16 protein-coding genes and 3 tRNA genes are annotated in these 18,475 nt (G+C 71.3%); 12 read left to right on the top strand and 7 right to left on the bottom strand.

The genetic code is table 11. The annotated features are described in order from the left end of the window. The first annotated feature begins 449 nt into the window (after nt 1-449). The 3 genes from TR50_RS20775 to TR50_RS20765 all read left to right on the top strand — a co-directional run bounded on the left by TR50_RS20775 (nt 450) and on the right by TR50_RS20765 (nt 4,783). On the top strand, nt 450-1,988 hold the full coding sequence (locus tag TR50_RS20775) for a M48 family metalloprotease (protein WP_042423520.1): 1,539 nt from the start codon (nt 450-452) through the stop codon (nt 1,986-1,988). A gap of 272 nt (nt 1,989-2,260) precedes the next feature. Further along, nucleotides 2,261-3,757, top strand: coding sequence for a N,N-dimethylformamidase beta subunit family domain-containing protein (locus tag TR50_RS20770; RefSeq protein ID WP_042423518.1), 1,497 nt, complete (start codon nt 2,261-2,263; stop codon nt 3,755-3,757). A gap of 123 nt (nt 3,758-3,880) precedes the next feature. Beyond that, entirely contained in the window at nt 3,881-4,783 is a 903-nt protein-coding gene (locus tag TR50_RS20765; protein ID WP_042423516.1) for a phosphoribosylaminoimidazolesuccinocarboxamide synthase, read from the top strand. Nucleotides 4,784-4,901: 118 nt separating this feature from the next. On the opposite strand, the gene TR50_RS20760 is transcribed toward TR50_RS20765, so the two are convergent. The 4 genes from TR50_RS20760 to TR50_RS20745 all read right to left on the bottom strand — a co-directional run bounded on the left by TR50_RS20760 (nt 4,902) and on the right by TR50_RS20745 (nt 5,731). Then, nucleotides 4,902-4,974: transfer RNA gene (locus TR50_RS20760), tRNA-Gly, on the bottom strand. 43 nt (nt 4,975-5,017) lie between these two features. Beyond that, a tRNA-Gly gene (locus TR50_RS20755) sits at nt 5,018-5,093 on the bottom strand. A 94-nt stretch (nt 5,094-5,187) separates the two neighbouring features. Beyond that, nucleotides 5,188-5,259: transfer RNA gene (locus tag TR50_RS20750), tRNA-Gly, on the bottom strand. 142 nt (nt 5,260-5,401) lie between these two features. Then, complete coding sequence (locus tag TR50_RS20745) at nt 5,402-5,731, bottom strand: histone-like nucleoid-structuring protein Lsr2 (RefSeq protein WP_042423514.1); 330 nt, start codon at nt 5,729-5,731, stop codon at nt 5,402-5,404. Between the two features lie 363 nt (nt 5,732-6,094). Between TR50_RS20745 and purS the strand changes: the two genes are divergently transcribed. The 6 genes from purS (at nt 6,095) to TR50_RS20715 (ending at nt 11,580) form a co-directional block, all read left to right on the top strand. Beyond that, nucleotides 6,095-6,346 carry a phosphoribosylformylglycinamidine synthase subunit PurS gene (gene purS / locus TR50_RS20740; RefSeq protein WP_037601097.1) on the top strand — a complete coding sequence of 84 codons (252 nt, stop codon included), beginning with the start codon at nt 6,095-6,097 and terminating at the stop codon, nt 6,344-6,346. Then, on the top strand, nt 6,343-7,023 hold the full coding sequence (purQ, locus tag TR50_RS20735; protein WP_042423511.1) for a phosphoribosylformylglycinamidine synthase subunit PurQ: 681 nt from the start codon (nt 6,343-6,345) through the stop codon (nt 7,021-7,023). The genes purS and purQ overlap by 4 nt, the downstream gene beginning before the upstream one ends. Next, nucleotides 7,023-9,278, top strand: coding sequence for a phosphoribosylformylglycinamidine synthase subunit PurL (purL, locus tag TR50_RS20730; protein WP_042423509.1), 2,256 nt, complete (start codon nt 7,023-7,025; stop codon nt 9,276-9,278). Before purQ ends, purL begins: the two co-directional genes overlap by 1 nt. 104 nt (nt 9,279-9,382) lie before the next feature. Further along, nucleotides 9,383-9,913: a hypothetical protein gene (locus TR50_RS20725; protein ID WP_052441143.1), complete on the top strand. Its 531-nt coding sequence runs from the start codon at nt 9,383-9,385 to the stop codon at nt 9,911-9,913. A gap of 213 nt (nt 9,914-10,126) precedes the next feature. Continuing rightward, on the top strand, nt 10,127-10,684 hold the full coding sequence (locus TR50_RS20720) for a carboxymuconolactone decarboxylase family protein (protein WP_042423507.1): 558 nt from the start codon (nt 10,127-10,129) through the stop codon (nt 10,682-10,684). Then, nucleotides 10,660-11,580: an RNA polymerase sigma-70 factor gene (locus tag TR50_RS20715; RefSeq protein WP_042423505.1), complete on the top strand. Its 921-nt coding sequence runs from the start codon at nt 10,660-10,662 to the stop codon at nt 11,578-11,580. The genes TR50_RS20720 and TR50_RS20715 overlap by 25 nt, the downstream gene beginning before the upstream one ends. A gap of 37 nt (nt 11,581-11,617) precedes the next feature. On the opposite strand, the gene TR50_RS20710 is transcribed toward TR50_RS20715, so the two are convergent. Next, nucleotides 11,618-12,547 (bottom strand): DMT family transporter, encoded by a 930-nt coding sequence (locus TR50_RS20710; protein ID WP_084700638.1) that lies wholly within the window; start codon nt 12,545-12,547, stop codon nt 11,618-11,620. 199 nt (nt 12,548-12,746) lie between these two features. Here TR50_RS20710 and TR50_RS20705 point away from each other — a divergent pair, with 199 nt between their 5' ends. The 3 genes from TR50_RS20705 to purM all read left to right on the top strand — a co-directional run bounded on the left by TR50_RS20705 (nt 12,747) and on the right by purM (nt 16,343). Beyond that, nucleotides 12,747-13,550: a maleylpyruvate isomerase family mycothiol-dependent enzyme gene (locus TR50_RS20705; RefSeq protein WP_042423676.1), complete on the top strand. Its 804-nt coding sequence runs from the start codon at nt 12,747-12,749 to the stop codon at nt 13,548-13,550. Nucleotides 13,551-13,640: 90 nt separating this feature from the next. Continuing rightward, nucleotides 13,641-15,218, top strand: a complete 1,578-nt coding sequence (gene purF, locus TR50_RS20700) for an amidophosphoribosyltransferase (RefSeq protein ID WP_042423502.1) — start codon at nt 13,641-13,643, stop codon at nt 15,216-15,218. A gap of 48 nt (nt 15,219-15,266) precedes the next feature. After that, the gene (purM, locus tag TR50_RS20695) at nt 15,267-16,343 is read left to right on the top strand and encodes a phosphoribosylformylglycinamidine cyclo-ligase (protein WP_042423501.1); all 1,077 of its coding nucleotides are present in this window, start codon (nt 15,267-15,269) and stop codon (nt 16,341-16,343) included. Between the two features lie 138 nt (nt 16,344-16,481). On the opposite strand, the gene TR50_RS20690 is transcribed toward purM, so the two are convergent. Beyond that, nucleotides 16,482-16,730 carry a DUF3073 domain-containing protein gene (locus TR50_RS20690; RefSeq protein ID WP_042423498.1) on the bottom strand — a complete coding sequence of 83 codons (249 nt, stop codon included), beginning with the start codon at nt 16,728-16,730 and terminating at the stop codon, nt 16,482-16,484. Nucleotides 16,731-17,094: 364 nt separating this feature from the next. Continuing rightward, nucleotides 17,095-18,222 (bottom strand): Glu/Leu/Phe/Val dehydrogenase dimerization domain-containing protein, encoded by a 1,128-nt coding sequence (locus TR50_RS20685; RefSeq protein WP_042423495.1) that lies wholly within the window; start codon nt 18,220-18,222, stop codon nt 17,095-17,097. Nucleotides 18,223-18,475 lie beyond the last annotated feature (253 nt).

The following is an 18,475-nucleotide window of genomic DNA, read 5'->3' as shown; positions in this document are numbered from 1 at the left end:
CGACCCAGCCTCCCGCCGAGCGGCCTTGCTGCGCGGGCGCTCGCGCAGCGGCGCCCGTCGTTGGGCAATTGCAACTGTCCCCGTGCGGAGGGGGCGGGCCCCGCACGGCTCAATCGCCTCGACCCAAGCAGATTCGCCGCCTTTCCGCAGCGTTTGCCGTACCCGCACATTCCTTCGGGTGATGGCGACCGGATCCGCCTGACGTATCGCGGGCTCCGGTCGTATCGTGCCCAGGACCGGCGCACCCGCCCAGGGGGTGCGCGGACGCTGCGCAGGTGCCGGCACCTGCCGAGGGGGAAGCTGCGGTCCACGGGGAATCACCGATCCGAGTGGTTCCGGACCTCGGCAGGAACACCGGGCGGCGCTTGTGCGTCGGATCGGACAGGGGCTGAAGAAGTGCGACAGCAGTCGGAGTCGGATTCGGTAGGCGACAGGGGGTGAACCGATCCATGCGAGGAGACTCGGCGAACGACGCGATCGCGGACGCCGTCGGCGCCCGCGCCGGAGCGATCCTGCGGTTGCGCGGGTTCGCGCTCGCTGTGGCCGCCGTGCCGGCGGCCGTCGCGGCCGTGCTGTGGGCGGGCCGGTTCACGGGCCGCCTGGGCGCGTCCGGCGCGCCGGACGCGGCGGGCTGGGACGCGGCCCGCTGGGCCGTCACCGCCGTCGCGCTGCTGACGCTCGCCTGGGCCGCCGCGTTCGCTGTCGCGCTGCGTCGTGCCCGCCCGCACCGGACGCCCAACGTTCCGCTCGCCGAGCGGGACGCCCCGGAGCTGTACCGGCTGGTGCGCGATCTCGCGGGGCGGATGGAGGTGCCGCCGCCCGGCGCCATCGCGCTGACGCCGGACTGCGACAGCTGGCTCGAGGACGAGAGTTCCCCGGCCGGGCGCGAGCCCGCTCCGCCGACGCTGGTGGTCGGCTCGCCGTTCCTGTGGTGGATGCGCGTCGCCGAGCTGCGCGCCCTGCTCGCGCCCGTCGCGGCCGGGGCGGCCTGCGCGATGGACCCGGAGATCTCCGCGGCCCGCCGCTTCACGCACGGCCTCGACGCCGTCATCGCCGCACACCCCGGTCGGCGCGGCGCCTGGGCCTCCATACCCGCAGGTTCGCTGTTGCGCCGCTCCCGCGGCCACGCGGGGGAGATGGAGCGCGCGGTGGCGGCCTGGGCGTCCGAGCGAGCACGCCAGGTCGACTACGGGCAGCGGATCGTCGCGCAGGAGCAGGTCGGCCTTGCCTACGCGGGGTGGGACCGGCTGCTGACCAGGGTCGCCTTGCCCGCCTGGCGGCTCGGCCGGACGCCGACGAGGCTCAACGCGGGCGTGGTCTCCGCGCTCACCGAGCTCTCCCGACGGGACCGTCTCGCGGCCGAGGGCTTCGAGACCCGCCTCGGTGAGCGGCCGGCCTGCGACCTGCTGGAGGAGCCGGGCCGGATCGACGAGGCCGCCTCGCGGCTGGCCGCCCGCCTGTTCTACGCCGGTCCGCCCGTCGCGCCCACGCCGAGCGGCGGCGAGTCGGCGCTGGACTGGTCGGCCTACCCGGACGAGGTCGTGGTGGGCCAGTGGCGTCAGCAGTCCGCCGCGCTGTTCGCCGTGCTGCGGCTCTCGCCGGAGACGGCACCGGTCGCCGCGCTGGGGGCGGCGCTGCGGACGCTGCGCGAGCCCGGCGCCAGGCTCGGCGCCGAGACCCTGGCGGCCCGGCTGGAGGCGCAGGCGCAGGCGCAACGCGGAGCCCCGTCCGTGCGCACCGGCAGGGACGCGCTCAGCGACGGGCTGTACGCGCTGGTCTGCCGCGCGGCCGTCGCCTCGGGGCGCGCCGAGCCGGGGCTGGACTGGCTGGACGGCCCGGTACTGCTGGTGGACGGGGTCCGCCGCACGGATCTCGGGGCGCCGATCGCGCTCGCCGTCGAGCACGGTGACGAGCAGCCGCTGCGCGCCTGGCTGGAGGAGCTCGGCATCCCCGTCGACCGGTACGACCGTCCGGCCCGCCTGCGGTGACGAGCACAGCGGTGACGAGCACGACGATGACGAACACAGCGGTGACGAGCAGCGCTGTGACGACCGGTGCGGCGACGATCATGACGGAGCGTCAACGGCGGAACCGACCCCTGCTGCGATGACGTGCCAGTGCCTACGATGGTGATGCACGTCTGGTGAGATCCCGGACGCGCACCGTGACGGAACGCGGGACGGCAGTTCGGTCGCCGGGCCGCCGAGGCGGCACCGTGACGGTTTGTCAGCAGACAGGTCCCAGGAGGGGGTCGGGGGCATTGGGTGCAGAGCAGACCCGCCGTTGGGAGTCCGGCGCGCTCGCACACGGGGTGACCGACCCGTTCGGTCTCGGCCCGCTGCCGTGGCTGCGCGGCGCCGACCAGTACTTCGACGACACCGGTCTGATGGTGCCCTGGTACGTCGACCCGGCGCTGCTGCCCGGCGCCCGGCGGGCGCCGGAGCTGGATCCCCGGCCCGCCCTCGGGCGGCCGCGCACCTCGGACGACGTGGGCGGCCAGATCAAGGGCTTCGCGGCGGGCGCAACGGACCTCGGCGGCTCGCTGGACCTGAGGGTCAGCGTCAACCCGCCGCAGGAGTTCACCGTCGACGTCTACCGGATCGGCCACTACGGCGGGGCCGGCGCCCGGCACGTCGCCGCGAGTCCGCGCGTCTCCGGGCTGGTCCAGCAGGCCCCGCTGGTCGCCGGACGGACCGTCTCCTGCCACCACTGGTGGATGTCCTGGCGGCTGCAGATCCCCGCGCACTGGACACCCGGCGCGCACGTGGCCGTGCTGACCACGGCCGACCACCGGTACCGCAGCCACATCCCGTTCACCGTCCGCGCCGGGCGCGCGGCCGACCTGCTGCTGCTCCTGCCCGACGTGACCTGGCAGGCCTACAACCTGTACCCGGAGGACGGCCGCACCGGCGCCAGCCTCTACCACGCCTGGAACGAGCAGGGCGAGCTGCTCGGCGAGGAGGAGGCGGCCACCACGGTCTCCTTCGACCGCCCTTACGCGGGCGCGGGCCTGCCCCTGCACATCGGCCACGCCTACGACTTCATCCGCTGGGCCGAGCGCTACGGCTACGACATCGCCTACGCCAACGCCACCGACCTGCACGCGGGCCGGATCGACCCGACCCGCTACCGCGGCATCGTGTTCCCCGGCCACGACGAGTACTGGTCCGTGCCCATGCGCAGGGCCGTCGAGCGGGCCCGTGACGGCGGCACGTCCCTCGTCTTCCTCTCCGCCAACACGATGTACTGGCAGGTCCAGCTCTACCCAGGACCGGACGGCCAGTCCGACCGGCTGCTGGCCTGCACCAAGCGCCAGGCCGACACCCCGCCGAGCGTGCTCTGGCGCGAGCTCGGCGAGCCGGAGCAGCAGCTGCTGGGCATCCAGTACTCGGGCCGGGTGCCGGAGCCGGTCCCGATGGTCGTCCACAACACCGACCACTGGCTGTGGGAGGGCACCGGCCTGCGTGACGGAGACCCGGTGCCGGGCCTGGTGGCGGGGGAGTCGGACCGCTACTACCCGCGGGTCCCGCTGCCGGAGTCGACGGAACGGGTCCTCCTCGCGCACTCGCCCTACCGGGACGCGAAGGGCGCGCCGCGTCACCAGGAGACGTCGCTCTACCGTGCGCCCGGCGGGGCCTACGTCTTCGCCAGCGGCACCTTCGCCTGGTCTCCCGCGCTGGACCGTCCGGGCCATACCGACGAGCGCATTCAACGCGCCACGGCCAACCTGCTGGATCGTATCTGCAAGGTGCACTGAATCCGTCCGGACGGCGTCATGAAAGACTCAGTGCGGTCATCCACCCTCCCCCAGCCTTCGGCCGGGGGCGCCCCCATGACGGCCACGCCTGACGGCCACGTCGCGAAGTCCGAGGGAATCACCTTGAGCGGATTTGTCGAGAAGCCCCAGCCGGTGCAGGTGCCCGGCCTGATCCACCTGCACACCGGAAAGGTGCGCGACCTTTACCGCGACGAGGCGGGCCGGCTGGTGATGGTCGCCAGTGACCGCACGTCCGCCTTCGACTGGGTGCTGCCGACGGACATCACCGACAAGGGCAAGATCCTCACCCAGCTCTCGCTGTGGTGGTTCGAGCGGCTGGCCGACCTGGTGCCCAACCACGTCGTGTCCACCGAGGTCCCGGCCGGCGCCCCCGCCGACTGGGAGGGCCGCACGCTGATCTGCCGCAACCTGCGGATGCTGCCCGTGGAGTGCGTCGCCCGCGGCTACCTCACCGGCTCCGGTCTGCTGGAGTACGACGAGCAGCGCACGGTCTGCGGGATCACCCTCCCCGAGGGCCTGGTCGACGGCTCGGAGCTGCCCGCCCCGATCTTCACGCCCGCCCTGAAGGCCGAGGTCGGCGAGCACGACGAGAACGTCCCCTACGAGGAGGTCGCCCGCCGCGTCGGCGCGGAGACCGCCGCCCAGCTGCGGCAGACGACGCTGGCCGTCTACGGCCGTGCCCGCGACATCGCCCGTGAGCGCGGGATCATCCTCGCGGACACCAAGTTCGAGTTCGGCCTGGACGACGACGAGAGCCTGGTCATCGGCGACGAGGTGCTGACCCCGGACTCCTCCCGCTTCTGGCCCGCGGACGAGTGGGAGCCGGGCCGCGCGCAGGCGTCCTTCGACAAGCAGATCATCCGCGACTGGCTGAAGTCCCCGGAGTCGGGCTGGGACCCGAAGTCCGAGACTCCGCCGCCGGCGCTGCCGGACGCGGTCGTCGAGCGGGTCCGGGCCCGATACATCGAGGCGTACGAGCGCCTGACCGGTCTGGCCTGGAGCTAGTCCCAGCCGCCGGGGGTCCGGGAATCCGCGCCCCCGGCGGATCGGCCGATGTCGGCTTGCCCGGAAACACTTCCGGAAACGCCGAAGGGCGCCTCCGAAGAGGCGCCCTTCGTGCAAGAGCGGACGACGAGATTCGAACTCGCGACCCTCACCTTGGCAAGGTGATGCTCTACCAACTGAGCCACGTCCGCACGCTTGGTTACCGGTAACACCGCTGACAGAGGCGCTCCCGACTGGAGCGGACGACGAGATTCGAACTCGCGACCCTCACCTTGGCAAGGTGATGCTCTACCAACTGAGCCACGTCCGCAGTACCCCGGGGCCCTTGGGCCTCGGCGTGCAATCCACTCTACCTCATCGCCAGGAGTGCTTTCGCCACCCTTTTGTTGAAGCCGAGCGAACAGAGCAGGTGACAGGGATCGCACACTGTGCCTTCCCTCTGGAAGAGGGACGCTCTACTACTGAGCTACACCTGCGAGAGCCGCCCCGCTGACCTGGCCTTTCGGCTCTTGCCTGCGGTGCGTTCCGCTGAGAAGAACATTAGCCCATCTCGCGGGCCGTGATCACCACGGCGGGGCGGTATGTCCGTATTGTCATGGAAAGTCGTAGGTGTGAGTGTCAGCTCGCCTGGGCGAACGCCTCGTAGACGTGCTTGGGCAGGCGCCCGCGGGCCGGCAGGTCGATTCCGCGCGACTGGGCCCAGGCGCGGACCGTCGCGGGATCCGGCGCGATCTCGGTCCGGCGCGGGTGGGCCTTCAGGGCCGCGGCGGCGCGGGCCTGCTTCCGGCCCGCCTGCACATACGGAGCGAGCGCGGCGCGGAGTTTTTCCGCGTTCTCGGCGGACAGGTCGATCTCGTACGACTTTCCGTCGAGACCGAACTGGACCGTTTCCTCGGCGATACCTCCGTCCAGATCGTCGGAGAGCGTGACCACAACGCGCTGAGCCATGGAAGCCAATCCTCTCGGGCTTTGCCGTGCGACCGCAGGTGCTGGCCGCGACCGGCGTTGCCATTCTGCCCTCCGGGGGCCCCGGAATCGAAGAGGCAGGTTTTTCGGTCCCTATTTCCGTGTCGTTTCGGTACCGCTCCGATACCGGTGCGAAACCTCAGAATCGTGCATTTTCGGCAGGCGTGTCGTCGCAGTTCGGCTGCCGTCGGCCGACGGATCGGCGGGCGTCCCTGGCGTGGGCGTTTGTGTGAACCTCCGCACGATCGCCGGATCTACGCGCGTCGCGCTGGATGAGTCTCCAAGATCGCATTTTCGTCCCGGTAGGCTGGGAAGTCCCCGCACCACTTATCACCGGGAGTACCCGTGGCACGCGTCGTGGTCGACGTCATGCTCAAGCCCGAGATCCTCGACCCGCAGGGCCAGGCGGTGCAGCGCGCACTGCCGCGCCTGGGCTTCGAGGGGATCGCCGACGTCCGTCAGGGCAAGCGCTTCGAGCTGGAGGTGGAGGGCCCGGTCGACGACGCCGCGCTCGCCCGCATCCACCAGGCAGCCGAGACCTTCCTCGCCAACACCGTGATCGAGGACTTCACCGTCCGCGTCGAGGAGGGCCAGTGACCGCCCGCGTCGGCGTCGTCACCTTCCCCGGCAGTCTCGACGACCGTGACGCGCTGCGCGCGGTGAAGCTCGCCGGCGCCGAGCCGGTCGCACTCTGGCACCGCGACAAGGACCTGCACCAGGTCGACGCCGTGGTCCTGCCCGGCGGCTTCTCCTACGGCGACTACCTGCGCGCCGGCGCCATCTCCCGCTTCTCGCCGGTGATGGAGACGATCATCGAGCAGGCCAAGGGCGGCATGCCGGTGCTCGGCATCTGCAACGGCTTCCAGGTGCTGACCGAGTCGCACCTGCTGCCCGGCGCGATGCTGCGCAACAACCACCTGCACTTCGTCTGCAAGGATCAGAAGCTGCGCGTGGAGAACAACGGGACGGCCTGGACCAGCGACTACGCGCAGGGCCAGGAGATCATGATCCCGCTGAAGAACATGGACGGCCGCTTCACCGCCGACCGCCGCACCATCGACGAGCTCGAGGCCGAGGGCCGGGTCGTCTTCCGCTACCTGGACGGCAACCCGAACGGCTCGATCGACGACATCGCGGGCATCACCAACGCCGCCGGCAACGTCGTCGGCCTGATGCCGCACCCGGAGCACGCGGTCGAGCCGATCGTCGGCACCGGCGGCACGGACGGCACCGGCTTCTTCACCTCGATCCTCAAGCGGCTGGTGAACGCGTAATGACGCTCGACACGGTTAAGAACGCAGAGCAGACGCCCGACGTCGAGCTCCCCTGGGCCGCGCTCGGCCTCAAGGAGGACGAGTACCTCCGGATCCGCGAGATCCTGGGCCGCCGTCCCACCGGCGCCGAGCTGGCCATGTACTCGGTGATGTGGTCGGAGCACTGCTCCTACAAGTCGAGCAAGGTGCACCTGCGCCAGTTCGGCGAGAAGGCCCCGCAGTCCGACGCCATGCTCGTCGGCATCGGCGAGAACGCCGGCGTCGTCGACGTCGGCCAGGGCTACGCGGTCACCTTCAAGATCGAGTCGCACAACCACCCGTCGTACGTCGAGCCCTACCAGGGCGCGGCCACCGGCGTCGGCGGCATCGTCCGCGACATCATCTCCATGGGCGCCCGCCCGGTCGCCGTGATGGACCCGCTGCGCTTCGGTGCGCCGGACCACCCGGACACCAAGCGCGTGCTGCCCGGCGTCGTCGCCGGCATCGGCGGCTACGGCAACTGCCTGGGCCTGCCCAACATCGGCGGCGAGGTCGTCTTCGACTCCTGCTACCAGGGCAACCCGCTGGTCAACGCGCTGGCCGTGGGCGTCATGAAGCACGAGGACATCCACCTGGCCAAGGCGTCCGGCGCGGGCAACAAGGTCGTCCTCTACGGCGCCCGCACCGGCGGCGACGGCATCGGCGGCGCCTCCATCCTGGCCTCGGAGACCTTCGAGGGCGGCACGCCCACGAAGCGCCCGGCCGTCCAGGTCGGCGACCCGTTCCAGGAGAAGCTGCTGATCGAGTGCACCCTGGAGGCGTTCCGGGCGCAGCTCGTCGTCGGCATCCAGGACCTCGGCGCGGCCGGCCTCTCCTGCGCCACCAGCGAGCTGGCGTCCAACGGCTCCGGCGGCATGCGCTGTGACCTGGACGACGTCCCGCTGCGCGACGCGACGCTCACTCCTGAGGAGATCCTCATGAGCGAGTCGCAGGAGCGCATGTGCGCCGTCGTCGAGCCCGAGAAGGTCGACGCCTTCCTCGCGATCTGTGAGAAGTGGGACGTCACGGCGACCGTCATCGGTGAGGTCACCGACGGCGACCGCCTGGAGATCTTCTGGCACGGCGAGAAGATCGTCGACGTGGACCCGCGCACCGTCGCCCACGACGGCCCGGTCTACGAGCGTCCCTACCACCGCCCGAGCTGGCAGGACGCGCTCCAGGCCGACGCCCCGACCGCCGAGCGCCTCGCGCGTCCGGCCACCGGCGACGAGCTGCGCGCGAGCGTGCTCGCGCTGGTCGGCTCGGTCAACCAGGCCGACAAGAGCTGGATCACCTCGCAGTACGACCGCTTCGTGCTCGGCAACACCGTGCTGGCGATGCCGGAGGACTCCGGCATGATCCGCGTCGACGAGTCCACCAACCTCGGCGTCGCCATCGCCACGGACGGCAACGGCCGCTACGCCAAGCTCGACCCGTACACGGGCGCGCAGCTGGCGCTGGCCGAGGCCTACCGCAATGTCGCCGCGACCGGCGCCAAGCCTCTGGCCGTCTCCGACTGCCTCAACTTCGGCTCCCCGGAGGACCCGGAGGTCATGTGGCAGTTCGCCGAGGCCACCCGCGGCCTGGCGGACGGCTGCCTGGAGCTCGGCACCCCGGTCACCGGCGGCAATGTCTCGCTCTACAACCAGACGGGCACCGAGGCGATCCACCCGACGCCGGTCGTGGCCGTGCTCGGCGTGATCGACGACGTCACCCGGCGCACCCCGATGGCGTTCGCGGAGGAGGGCCAGCTGGTCTACCTCCTCGGCGACACCCGGGACGAGCTGGGCGGTTCGGCGTGGGCGCAGGTGGCCCACGACCACCTCGGCGGCCTGCCGCCGAAGCTGGACCTCGACCGCGAGAAGCTGCTCGCCGAGATCCTGATCGCCGCCTCGCGCGACGGCATGATCGACGCGGCGCACGACCTCTCCGACGGCGGCCTGATCCAGGCCGCGGTCGAGAGCGCGCTCAAGGGTGAGCAGGGCCTCCGCCTGATCGTCCCGGACGGTCTGGACCCCTTCGTGTTCCTCTTCTCCGAGTCGGCCGGCCGCGCGATCGTCTCCGTGCCGCGCAGCGAGGAGCTCCGCTTCACCGAGATGTGCGGCGTCCGGGGCCTCCCGGCCACCCGCATCGGCGTCGTCGACGGCGACGTCATCGAGCTCCAGGGCCAGTTCACCCTCCCGCTCGCCGAGCTCCGCGAGGCGAACACGGGCGTGATCGAGGCGCTGCTCGCGTAAGTCCTTTCGCGTACGCCCAGGGCCCGGTGACGGAACGTCACCGGGCCCTGGGCGTATTGGGCCGAGAGGGTGACCTCGGGTCACCCGGGGCGGTTGAACGGAACGTGACGCACCACGTTTTCGTCGACGAGACCAAGGAGCGCGGCTACCTCATGGTGGCGGCCGCTGTGCCGCCGCGGCAGCTGGCGCCGACGAGGCGGGCTCTGCGCAGCCTTACGTTGCCAGGGCAGCGTCGGATTCATTTCAAGAAGGAGCGCGACAGCCGACGAAGGGAGATCGTCTCGGCGTTGCTGTCCTCCGGCATCCAGGCAACGGTCTTCGACGCAGCCCTGATCAACCAGCAGTTGGACGCGCGGGAGGCATGTGTCCGTGCGGTTTTCGGCTCCGCCGTCGAAGCGGGAGCGGCCCGGCTCGTGTTCGAGCGAGACGATTCCTTGGCAACCTGGGACGGCAATCTGCTGCGGGAGCTACTGCGCAAGCGCGAGGGCTGCCGTGTACCTGTTTTCGAGCTGCTGCGTGCCCACGAAGAGCCTCTGTTGGCTGTTCCCGACGTTCTTGCCTGGTGCTGGGCCAAGGGCGAGGACTGGAAGCTGCGGGTCCGCCCGATCGTCGCCGACGTCCGAAAGCTCCCCTAGACGCGCGAAACCCGGCTCACCAACCGTCCGGATGGCTGCCGGGCCCACTTCGCGAGACACCGCCTCGCGCACGACAAGCGTAGCGCGGGCCCGTCTGTTGTCAACCGAGTGTGGCAGTTCGATTGCGGAGAGCTTTGATGTCACGTTCTCCCGCGCCCGTCTGTCTCCTCTCCGGAAGCCCGAAAAACGGCTCGCTGGAAGGCGGAAACGACCATGGCCCGGATCTCGCTCACCCCGCCCCGCACGATCGTCTACCGGATCGCGGAGTGGTACTCCAAGCGCATGTACGGCGACGTGCTCGACCCCGGGAAGGTGTACGGGCACAACACCAGGGTGCTGCTCGCCTACGCCGCGTTCGAGCGGAAGGTCGCCAAGTGGAACGCGCTCGACCCGCAGCTCAAGGAGTTGGCCGTGATGGCCGCGGCTGCGCGGATCGGGTGTTCGTGGTGCATGGACTTCGGTTACTGGGAGGCGCACAAGCTGGGCATCCCGCAGGAGAAGCTGCGGGCCGTGCCGGTGTGGCGGGAGCAGCGGGAGCTGTTCGCGCCGCTGGAGCTGTCCGTGCTGGAGTACGCGGAGGCGATGACCGAGACCGAGCCGGCCGTCACCGACGAGATGGCTGCCAGGCTCATCAAGCTGCTGGGGGAGCCGGCCTTCGTCGAGCTGACCGCGATGGTGGCCGTCGAGAACCTCCGATCCCGCGTCAACTCCGCTGTCGGGCTCGTGGGGCAGGGGTTCAAGGACCGATGCACGGTACCGTCGAAGGCGTGACCGACAGCGCCGTTCTCACGACTTTCGAGGAGCACCGTCCCACGCTCTTCGGCATCGCCTACCGCATGCTCAGCAGCGTGGCCGATGCCGAGGACATCGTGCAGGACGCATGGCTGAAGTGGAGCGCCGTCGATGTCGGGCAGATCGCCCAGCCGCGCGCGTACCTCGCGCGGACCGTCACCAACCTCTCCCTCAACCGACTCCAGTCCGCGGCCGTGCAGCGCGAGTCCTATGTGGGCCCGTGGCTGCCGGAGCCGCTGGTGACCGCGCCCGACGCCAGCGGCGGCGTCGAGCAGGAGGAGACCGTCTCGCTGGCCATGCTCGTCGTGCTGGAGACGCTCTCGCCGCTGGAGCGGGCGGTGTTCCTGCTCAAGGAGGTCTTCGGGTTCTCCTACGCCGAGATCGGCGGCATGCTGGACCGCTCCGAGACGGCGGTCCGTCAGGTCGGCAGCCGCGCCCGCTCCCACGTGCAGGCGCGGCGGCCCCGTTACGACGCCCCCGTGGAGCAGCGGCGGGCGGTGACGGAGGAGTTCCTGGCCGCGTGCGTCGGCGGTGACCTGAACCGGATGATGGAGCTGCTGGCCCCCGAGGTCACCGCCTGGTCCGACGGCGGCGGCAAGATCCGCGCCGCGCTGCGGCCGCTCCACGGCGCGGACAAGGTGGCCCGCTGGATCCTCGGCGTGCTGCGGCAGCCGATCCCGGACCTGGCGGTCCACCAGGTCGACGTCAACGGCCGGTTCGGCCTGCTGTTCACCTCGGCCGGCGTGGCCGACGACGTGGTGACGGTGGAGCTGGACGAGACCGGCGCGATCGCGGAGATCCGCCTGGTCCGCAACCCGGACAAGCTCCGGCACGTCGCCGTGCCGGGGAGCGGTCCGGACGCCGACGCGGGGTGAGGGTCAGCGCCGGGTGAGGCCCAGCGTCGATCGAGGCTCAGCGCCGGGTGAAGCGGGCCACCGCCACGCCGCCGAGGCAGAGCACGCCGCCGCCGACGGCCACCCACGTCGGCGTCTCGCCGAGCATCAGCCAGCCGAGGAGGATCGAGATCGGGGGAACCAGGTAGGTCGTCACGCCGAGCTTGCCCGCCTTGGTACGGGCCAGCGCGTAGGCCCAGGTGGTGAACGCGATCGCGGTCGGGACCGCGCCGAGGTAGACCGCCCAGGCGATCGCCGAGGTGTGCGCCTTCGGCAGTTCGTGTGCCAGCTGCGGCGCGAACGGCAGGCACGCGATCATGCCGACGGCGCAGGCGAGGAACGTCATCTGCAGCGCGGAGACGCGGCTCAGCACCGGCTTCTGGATGATCGTCGCCGTCGCGTAGGCCACGGCCGAGGCGAAGCAGAGCAGCGCGCCGAGGAGGTCGGCGCCGCCGTGGTGGGAGGACCCGAGTCCGATGACCAGCACGCCGCTGAACGACACCAGCATCCCGAACAGCAGCGACCTGGGCAGGCCCTCCTTCAGGACCAGTCCGGCGATCACCGCGATCAGGATCGGGCTCACGTTCACCAGCATCGACGCGGTGCCCGCGTCGACCCGCTGCTCCGCGGCGTTCAGCATCACGTTGTACGCGCCGAACCAGAGCACGCCGACGATCAGGATCCGTGGCAGGTCGCGTCGCGCGGGCCAGGCTTCGCGCCGGACCAGCACCATCACGCCGAGCAGCACCGTTCCGACGGCCAGCCGCAGCAGGGCCAGCGGCCCGGCGGAGAGATCGTGACCGGCCGACCGGATCCCGACGAAGGCGGAGGCCCACAGCACGACGGTCACGCCCGCCGCGACGGCGGCGAGGCGCGCCGGCCTCGGCGAGACGGCGGACGTTACGGGGGATTCGGCGACGGCGGGTGCGGCGGTGTTTTCGGTGGTCACGCCTCAAGGGTTCCGGCCGGGAAGGGGCGCGGCAAGCGGTAAACCGCCATGACACTACTGACATCCCGCCAAGCTCTGCCCCCGCCCACTGCCGCCCCGGGCCGCGCCTTCGGCACCCCCACCCGTGAGGGCGCGCGCTGCGGGCGGCTCCAGCGGATCCCCATGCCCCTTGTCGGTGCGGGTCACTACAGTGCCGACCATGCCGCCTGCTTCGCGTTCTCGCGCCCGCACCTACGACCGGCTCAAGTCGCGCGCCGCGCTCCGCGCGGAGGTGGGGGCGATCGGGGCCGTCGTGGCGGCCCTGGACGACGCGGGACTGGATCTGCCGACGAGGCTCGGCGCCTGGCGGGTGCGGGAGCTCGTGGTGCACCTGGCCGGCGCGCTGGACGCGCTGCCGCGGTTCCTGGCCGCGCCCGACGACGGGGGGCCTGCGACGACGGTCGGGGACTGGGCGGCCGGCACCCGTGCGGGGGCCGCGGCGATCGAGGAGGACGCGTTCGAGCGGGCCGCCGCGGCAGCCGACTCGCGGGAGGTGTTCGCGCGGGCCGTCGACGCCGCGCTGGCCGTCGTGGACGCCGACCACGCACCGGAACGCCGGATCGTCCACCGCCGGGGCGCCATGCTGCTCGACGACTACCTGGTCACCCGCCTCGTCGAGACCGTCGTCCACGCCGACGACCTCGCGGACGCGCTGAAGCTGGACGCTTTCCCGCACGACCGGCACGCCCTCGCGTCCGCCTGCCGGGTCCTCGCCGACGCCCTCGCGGTGAAGGCCCCCGGCGGAGCCGTGGAGCTGCGGGTGCCGCCCTTCGCCGTCGTGCAGTGCGTCGAGGGCCCGCGGCACACCCGGGGCACGCCGCCCAACGTCGTGGAGACCACGCCACTGCCCTGGATCCGGCTCGCGACCGGTCGTCTGAGCTGGGCGGACGCGCTGGACGTGGCGGAACTCACGGCCAGTGGTGAGCGCAGTGATCTGTCCTCGCTACTGCCTGTGATGGCGTGAGGCCGGTCTACGCGCGTCCAGAGCGGCTCCGGACCTGGGGCGATCATCGCCCGGCGGCCCGGCGTGTCGACCTGCCCTAGACTCGGTGTCGTGCCACGCGGTGACGGACGACTCAGCCATGACCTCCTCCCCGGCGAGAAGGGCCCGCAGGACGCCTGCGGAGTCTTCGGAGTCTGGGCCCCCGGTGAAGAGGTAGCCAAGCTCACTTACTTCGCCCTCTACGCTCTGCAGCACCGCGGACAGGAGTCCGCGGGCATCGCGGTCAGCAACGGCTCCCAGATCCTGGTCTACAAGGACATGGGGCTGGTCTCGCAGGTCTTCGACGAGACCTCGCTCAACTCCCTCCAGGGCCACATCGCGGTCGGCCACTGCCGCTACTCCACGACCGGATCCTCGGTGTGGGAGAACGCCCAGCCGACCTTCCGCGCGACCGCGCACGGCAGCCTCGCGCTCGGCCACAACGGCAACCTGGTCAACACCGCCGAGCTGGCCAAGCTGGTCGCCGAGCTGCCCGGCGAGGAGCACGTCTCCCGCTCCGGCCGCCCGGTCGTCACCAACGACACCGACCTGCTCACCGCGCTGATCGCGGGCCAGCCGGACCTCTCCGTCGAGGAGACCGCGCGCCAGGTCCTGCCGAAGGTCAAGGGCGCCTTCTCGCTCGTCTTCATGGACGAGCAGACCCTCTACGCCGCCCGCGACCCGCAGGGCATCCGTCCGCTCGTCCTCGGCCGCCTGGAGCGCGGCTGGGTCGTGGCGTCGGAGACCGCCGCCCTCGACATCGTCGGCGCCTCCTTCATCCGCGAGGTCGAGCCCGGCGAGCTCATCGCCATCGACGAGAACGGCCTGCGCACCTCGCACTTCGCCGAGGCCGCGCCCAAGGGCTGCGTCTTCGAGTACGTGTACCTGGCCCGCCCGGACACCACCATCGCCGGCCGCAACGTGCACCTCTCCCGCGTGGAGATGGGCCGCACGCTGGCCAAGGAGGCCCCGGTCGAGGCCGACCTGGTGATAGCGACCCCGGAGTCCGGCACCCCTGCCGCCATCGGCTACGCCGAGGCCAGCGGCATCCCGTTCGGCTCGGGCCTGGTCAAGAACGCCTACGTGGGCCGGACCTTCATCCAGCCCAACCAGACCATCCGCCAGCTCGGCATCCGGCTCAAGCTGAACCCGCTGAAGGACGTCATCCGCGGCAAGCGCCTCGTCGTCGTGGACGACTCGATCGTCCGCGGCAACACCCAGCGCGCCCTGGTCCGGATGCTGCGCGAGGCCGGCGCGGCCGAGGTCCACATCCGGATCTCCTCGCCGCCGGTCAAGTGGCCCTGCTTCTACGGCATCGACTTCGCCACCCGGGCCGAGCTGATCGCCAACGGCCTGTCGGTCGACGAGATCGCCGCCTCGCTGGGCGCCGACTCGCTCGCCTACATCTCCATCGACGGCATGATCGCCGCCACCGACCAGCCCAAGGACCGGCTCTGCCGGGCCTGCTTCGACGGGGAGTACCCCGTCGAGCTGCCCGACCCCGAGCTGCTGGGCAAGCACCTGCTGGAGGCGGAGATCTCCGCCGCCAAGCAGCCCCCGGCCGTGCGCGGCGGCAACCGCTCCGACGTCGACGGCGTGCAGACGCTGCTCGGCGGCCCCGGTGCGGCGGACGCCCTGCGGCGGCCGTGAGCTCTCCAGGTTTCCCCGTAACAAGCTCTGACCCGAAAGGGCCGTCCCGTGACTGACCAGTCCACCGGTGCCACCTACGCCGCCGCCGGCGTCTCCATCGAGGCCGGGGACCTGGCCGTCGAGCTGATGAAGAAGTGGGTCGGCAAGACCAAGCGTCCCGAGGTCGTCGGCGGCCTCGGCGGCTTCGCCGGCCTCTTCGACGCCAGTGCCTTCAAGCGCTACGAGCGCCCGCTGCTCGCGACGGCCACGGACGGGGTCGGCACCAAGGTCGCGCTGGCCGCGGCGATGGACAAGCACGACACCATCGGCCACGACCTGGTCGGCATGGTCGTCGACGACCTGGTGGTCTGCGGTGCGGAGCCGCTGTTCATGACGGACTACATCTGCGTCGGCAAGGTCCACCCGGAGCGGGTCGCGCAGATCGTCAAGGGCATCGCCGAGGGCTGCGTGCTGGCCGGCTGCGCGCTGGTCGGCGGCGAGACCGCGGAGCACCCGGGCCTGCTCGGCCCGGACGAGTACGACGTGGCGGGCGCCGGGACGGGCGTCGTCGAGGCGGACCAGCTGCTCGGCCCGGACCGGGTCCGCGCGGGCGACGTCGTGATCGCGATGGCGGCCTCGGGCCTGCACTCCAACGGCTACTCGCTGGTCCGGCACGTCCTGCTGAACCAGGCCGGCTGGCAGCTGGACCGGGAGGTCCCGGAGTTCGGCCGCACGCTGGGCGAGGAGCTGCTGGAGCCCACCCGCATCTACTCCCTCGACTGCCTGGCGCTGGCGCGGGCCACCGAGATCCACGCCTTCTCCCACGTCACCGGCGGCGGCCTGGCGGCCAACCTGGCCCGGGTCATCCCGGACACGCTCCACGCCCGCCTGGACCGCGGCACGTGGACGCCGATGCCGGTCTTCCAGACGGTGGCCGAGGTTGGTCGCATGGAGACGCTGGAGATCGAGAAGACGCTGAACATGGGCATCGGCATGGTCGCCGTGGTGCCTCAGGAGTCCGTCGACGCCGTCCTCGCCGTCCTGGAGGACCGCGACGTGGAGGCCTGGATCCTCGGCGACATCGTCGAGCGCGTGGGCGACTACGCGAAGGCGGACGGCGCGGCCCTGTACGGCACGTACGCCTAGCCCTCGGCAGGACTTCAGCCCCTCCCGGGGCGCGGCCCCCCCGCGCCCCGGAGAGGGCGCCACAACCGCATGTGGAAACGACGAAGGGCCGACCCGGTCAGACCGGATCGGCTTCGTCGTTTTCAGGGTGTGGTGACGTCAGGCCCGTTTGCGCGAGGGACTCTCGTCCACTTCCTCGTCGTCGTCCACGTCGTTGTATAGCTGTGCGTACGAGGCGTACGGATCGTCGTCCTCGTCCTCGTCGTCGAACGGCTCCGGATTGACCGTGTCGTTCGTATCCGACACGCCCAGCTCATTAGCCAGGCGTGACGCGTCGAAGCCGCCGCTGTTGTACTTCAGCTGGCGGGCGACCTTTGTCTGCTTGGCCTTGGCCCGGCCGCGCCCCATGGCTCGACCCCCTCAACGACGGAGCCTCTGGCTCCGAGTCTTGTCACGCGTTCATGATTCGGAACGGCTCCTCGCCGAAGATGAGAGAGCCGGTCCTTAGAGCAACAACGGTACCTGCTTCCAGCGCCGTACGGTACGCCGCCTGTGCGACGTGGCGCACGCCACCCCGGGTTGTGACCATATTGATGCAGGTCAGGGCCGCAAAAAGGGCGGTCGGCGGCGGTGTGGGCCGCGTGCCCCAAGTGACCGTTCCGACACGATTATCCCCCGTACGGGCAAGGGGTATCCCCCGGACGGGGGCTTCAGGTGAGAACGCCGTTCCCGTCCGGGGGTATCCCTTCGAGGGGATTCCTGACGCCTCAGGTCAGCGCGAGCGCGGGAGCAGGATCGTCCGGAGGCGGCCGACCTCGGCCATCCGGCGCTCCGCGAGGCGGTCCGCGGCGACGGCCGGCGGGACGCCGTCCGACTCGGCCAGGGCGAAGATCTCCAGCGTCGTGTCGAAGATCTTCGACGCCTTGGCCTTGGCCCGGTCGAAGTTGAAGCCCTCGATCTCGTCGGCGACCTGGATCACGCCACCGGCGTTGATCACGTAGTCGGGCGCGTAGAGGATGCCGCGGTCCGCGAGGTCCTTCTCGACGCCGGGGTGCGCCAGCTGGTTGTTCGCGGCGCCGGCGACGATCTTCGCGGTCAGGGCCGGGACGGTCACGTCGTCCAGCGCGCCGCCGAGCGCGCACGGGGCGTAGACGTCCAGGTTCGCGCGGATCAGCGCGTCGGTGTCGGCGGCGACCTCGACGCCCGGGTGCGCGGCGCGCACGCGGTTGACCGCGTCCTCGCGCACGTCGGTCACGACGACCTGCGCGCCGTCCTCGATCAGGTGCTCGACCAGGTAGTGGCCGACCTTTCCGATGCCGGCCACGCCGACGCGGCGGCCCTCGAGGGAGGGGGAGCCCCACTTGTGCTGCGCGGCGGCGCGCATGCCCTGGAAGACGCCGAAGGAGGTGAGGACGGAGGAGTCGCCGGCGCCGCCGTACTCGGGGGAGCGGCCGGTGACGTAGTCGCACTCGCGGGCGATGACGTCCATGTCCGCGACGTAGGTGCCGACGTCGCAGGCGGTGACGTAGCGGCCGCCGAGGGACTGCACGAAGCGGCCGTACGCGCGCAGCAGCGCCTCGGTCTTGATCTTGCTCGGGTCGCCGATGATGACGGCCTTGCCGCCGCCGAGGTCGAGCCCGGCCATGGCGTTCTTGTAGGACATGCCGCGCGAGAGGTTCAGGGCGTCCTGGACGGCCTCTTCCTCGGTCGCGTAAGGGTGGAACCGGGTTCCGCCGAGGGCGGGGCCCAGAGCGGTGGAGTGGATCGCGATGACGGCCTTCAGGCCGGTGTCGCGGTCGTGGCACAGGACGACCTGCTCATGGCTGTCGCCGGGCGCCGCATCGGGGTCGGTCGCGAAGATCCGGCTGAGTACGCCGGAACGCTCACTGACATCAGTCACGGTGGTGACTCCATTGTCGACTGGCGTCCGCTTGCTGTGGTGCGGACGTTCTGTCTGAAGCGTAGGACGGCCGCCCGGCCGTGCGGTACGGGGTCCAGCTGGCGGACGCTCGTGCCGTGGTCGCGACCCGGTCGCTCCGCTGGTCGCGGGGGCTCTCGGGCGGTCGGCGCGGGGTCGGCGCTCAGTCGGTGGACGGTCGGCGCGGGCTCGACCGCGCGATCGCCGCGCCTGGGGGGCCGGGCGCGTCCCCACC

Source organism: Streptacidiphilus anmyonensis (assembly GCF_000787855.1).
Classification (GTDB): domain Bacteria; phylum Actinomycetota; class Actinomycetes; order Streptomycetales; family Streptomycetaceae; genus Streptacidiphilus; species Streptacidiphilus anmyonensis.
Note: the sequence above shows the minus strand (reverse complement) of the source record. Positions and strands in the feature narration are given on the sequence as shown.

Coding starts and splice junctions, on each gene's coding strand:
- TR50_RS20720 (WP_042423507.1), top strand. CDS start 10,127: ATGGCCCGGATCTCGCTCACCCCGCCCCGCACGATCGTCTACCGGATC.
- TR50_RS20775 (WP_042423520.1), top strand. CDS start 450: ATGCGAGGAGACTCGGCGAACGACGCGATCGCGGACGCCGTCGGCGCC.
- purL (WP_042423509.1), top strand. CDS start 7,023: ATGACGCTCGACACGGTTAAGAACGCAGAGCAGACGCCCGACGTCGAG.
- TR50_RS20690 (WP_042423498.1), bottom strand. CDS start 16,730: ATGGGGCGCGGCCGGGCCAAGGCCAAGCAGACAAAGGTCGCCCGCCAG.
- TR50_RS20745 (WP_042423514.1), bottom strand. CDS start 5,731: ATGGCTCAGCGCGTTGTGGTCACGCTCTCCGACGATCTGGACGGAGGT.
- TR50_RS20705 (WP_042423676.1), top strand. CDS start 12,747: ATGCCGCCTGCTTCGCGTTCTCGCGCCCGCACCTACGACCGGCTCAAG.
- TR50_RS20715 (WP_042423505.1), top strand. CDS start 10,660: ATGCACGGTACCGTCGAAGGCGTGACCGACAGCGCCGTTCTCACGACT.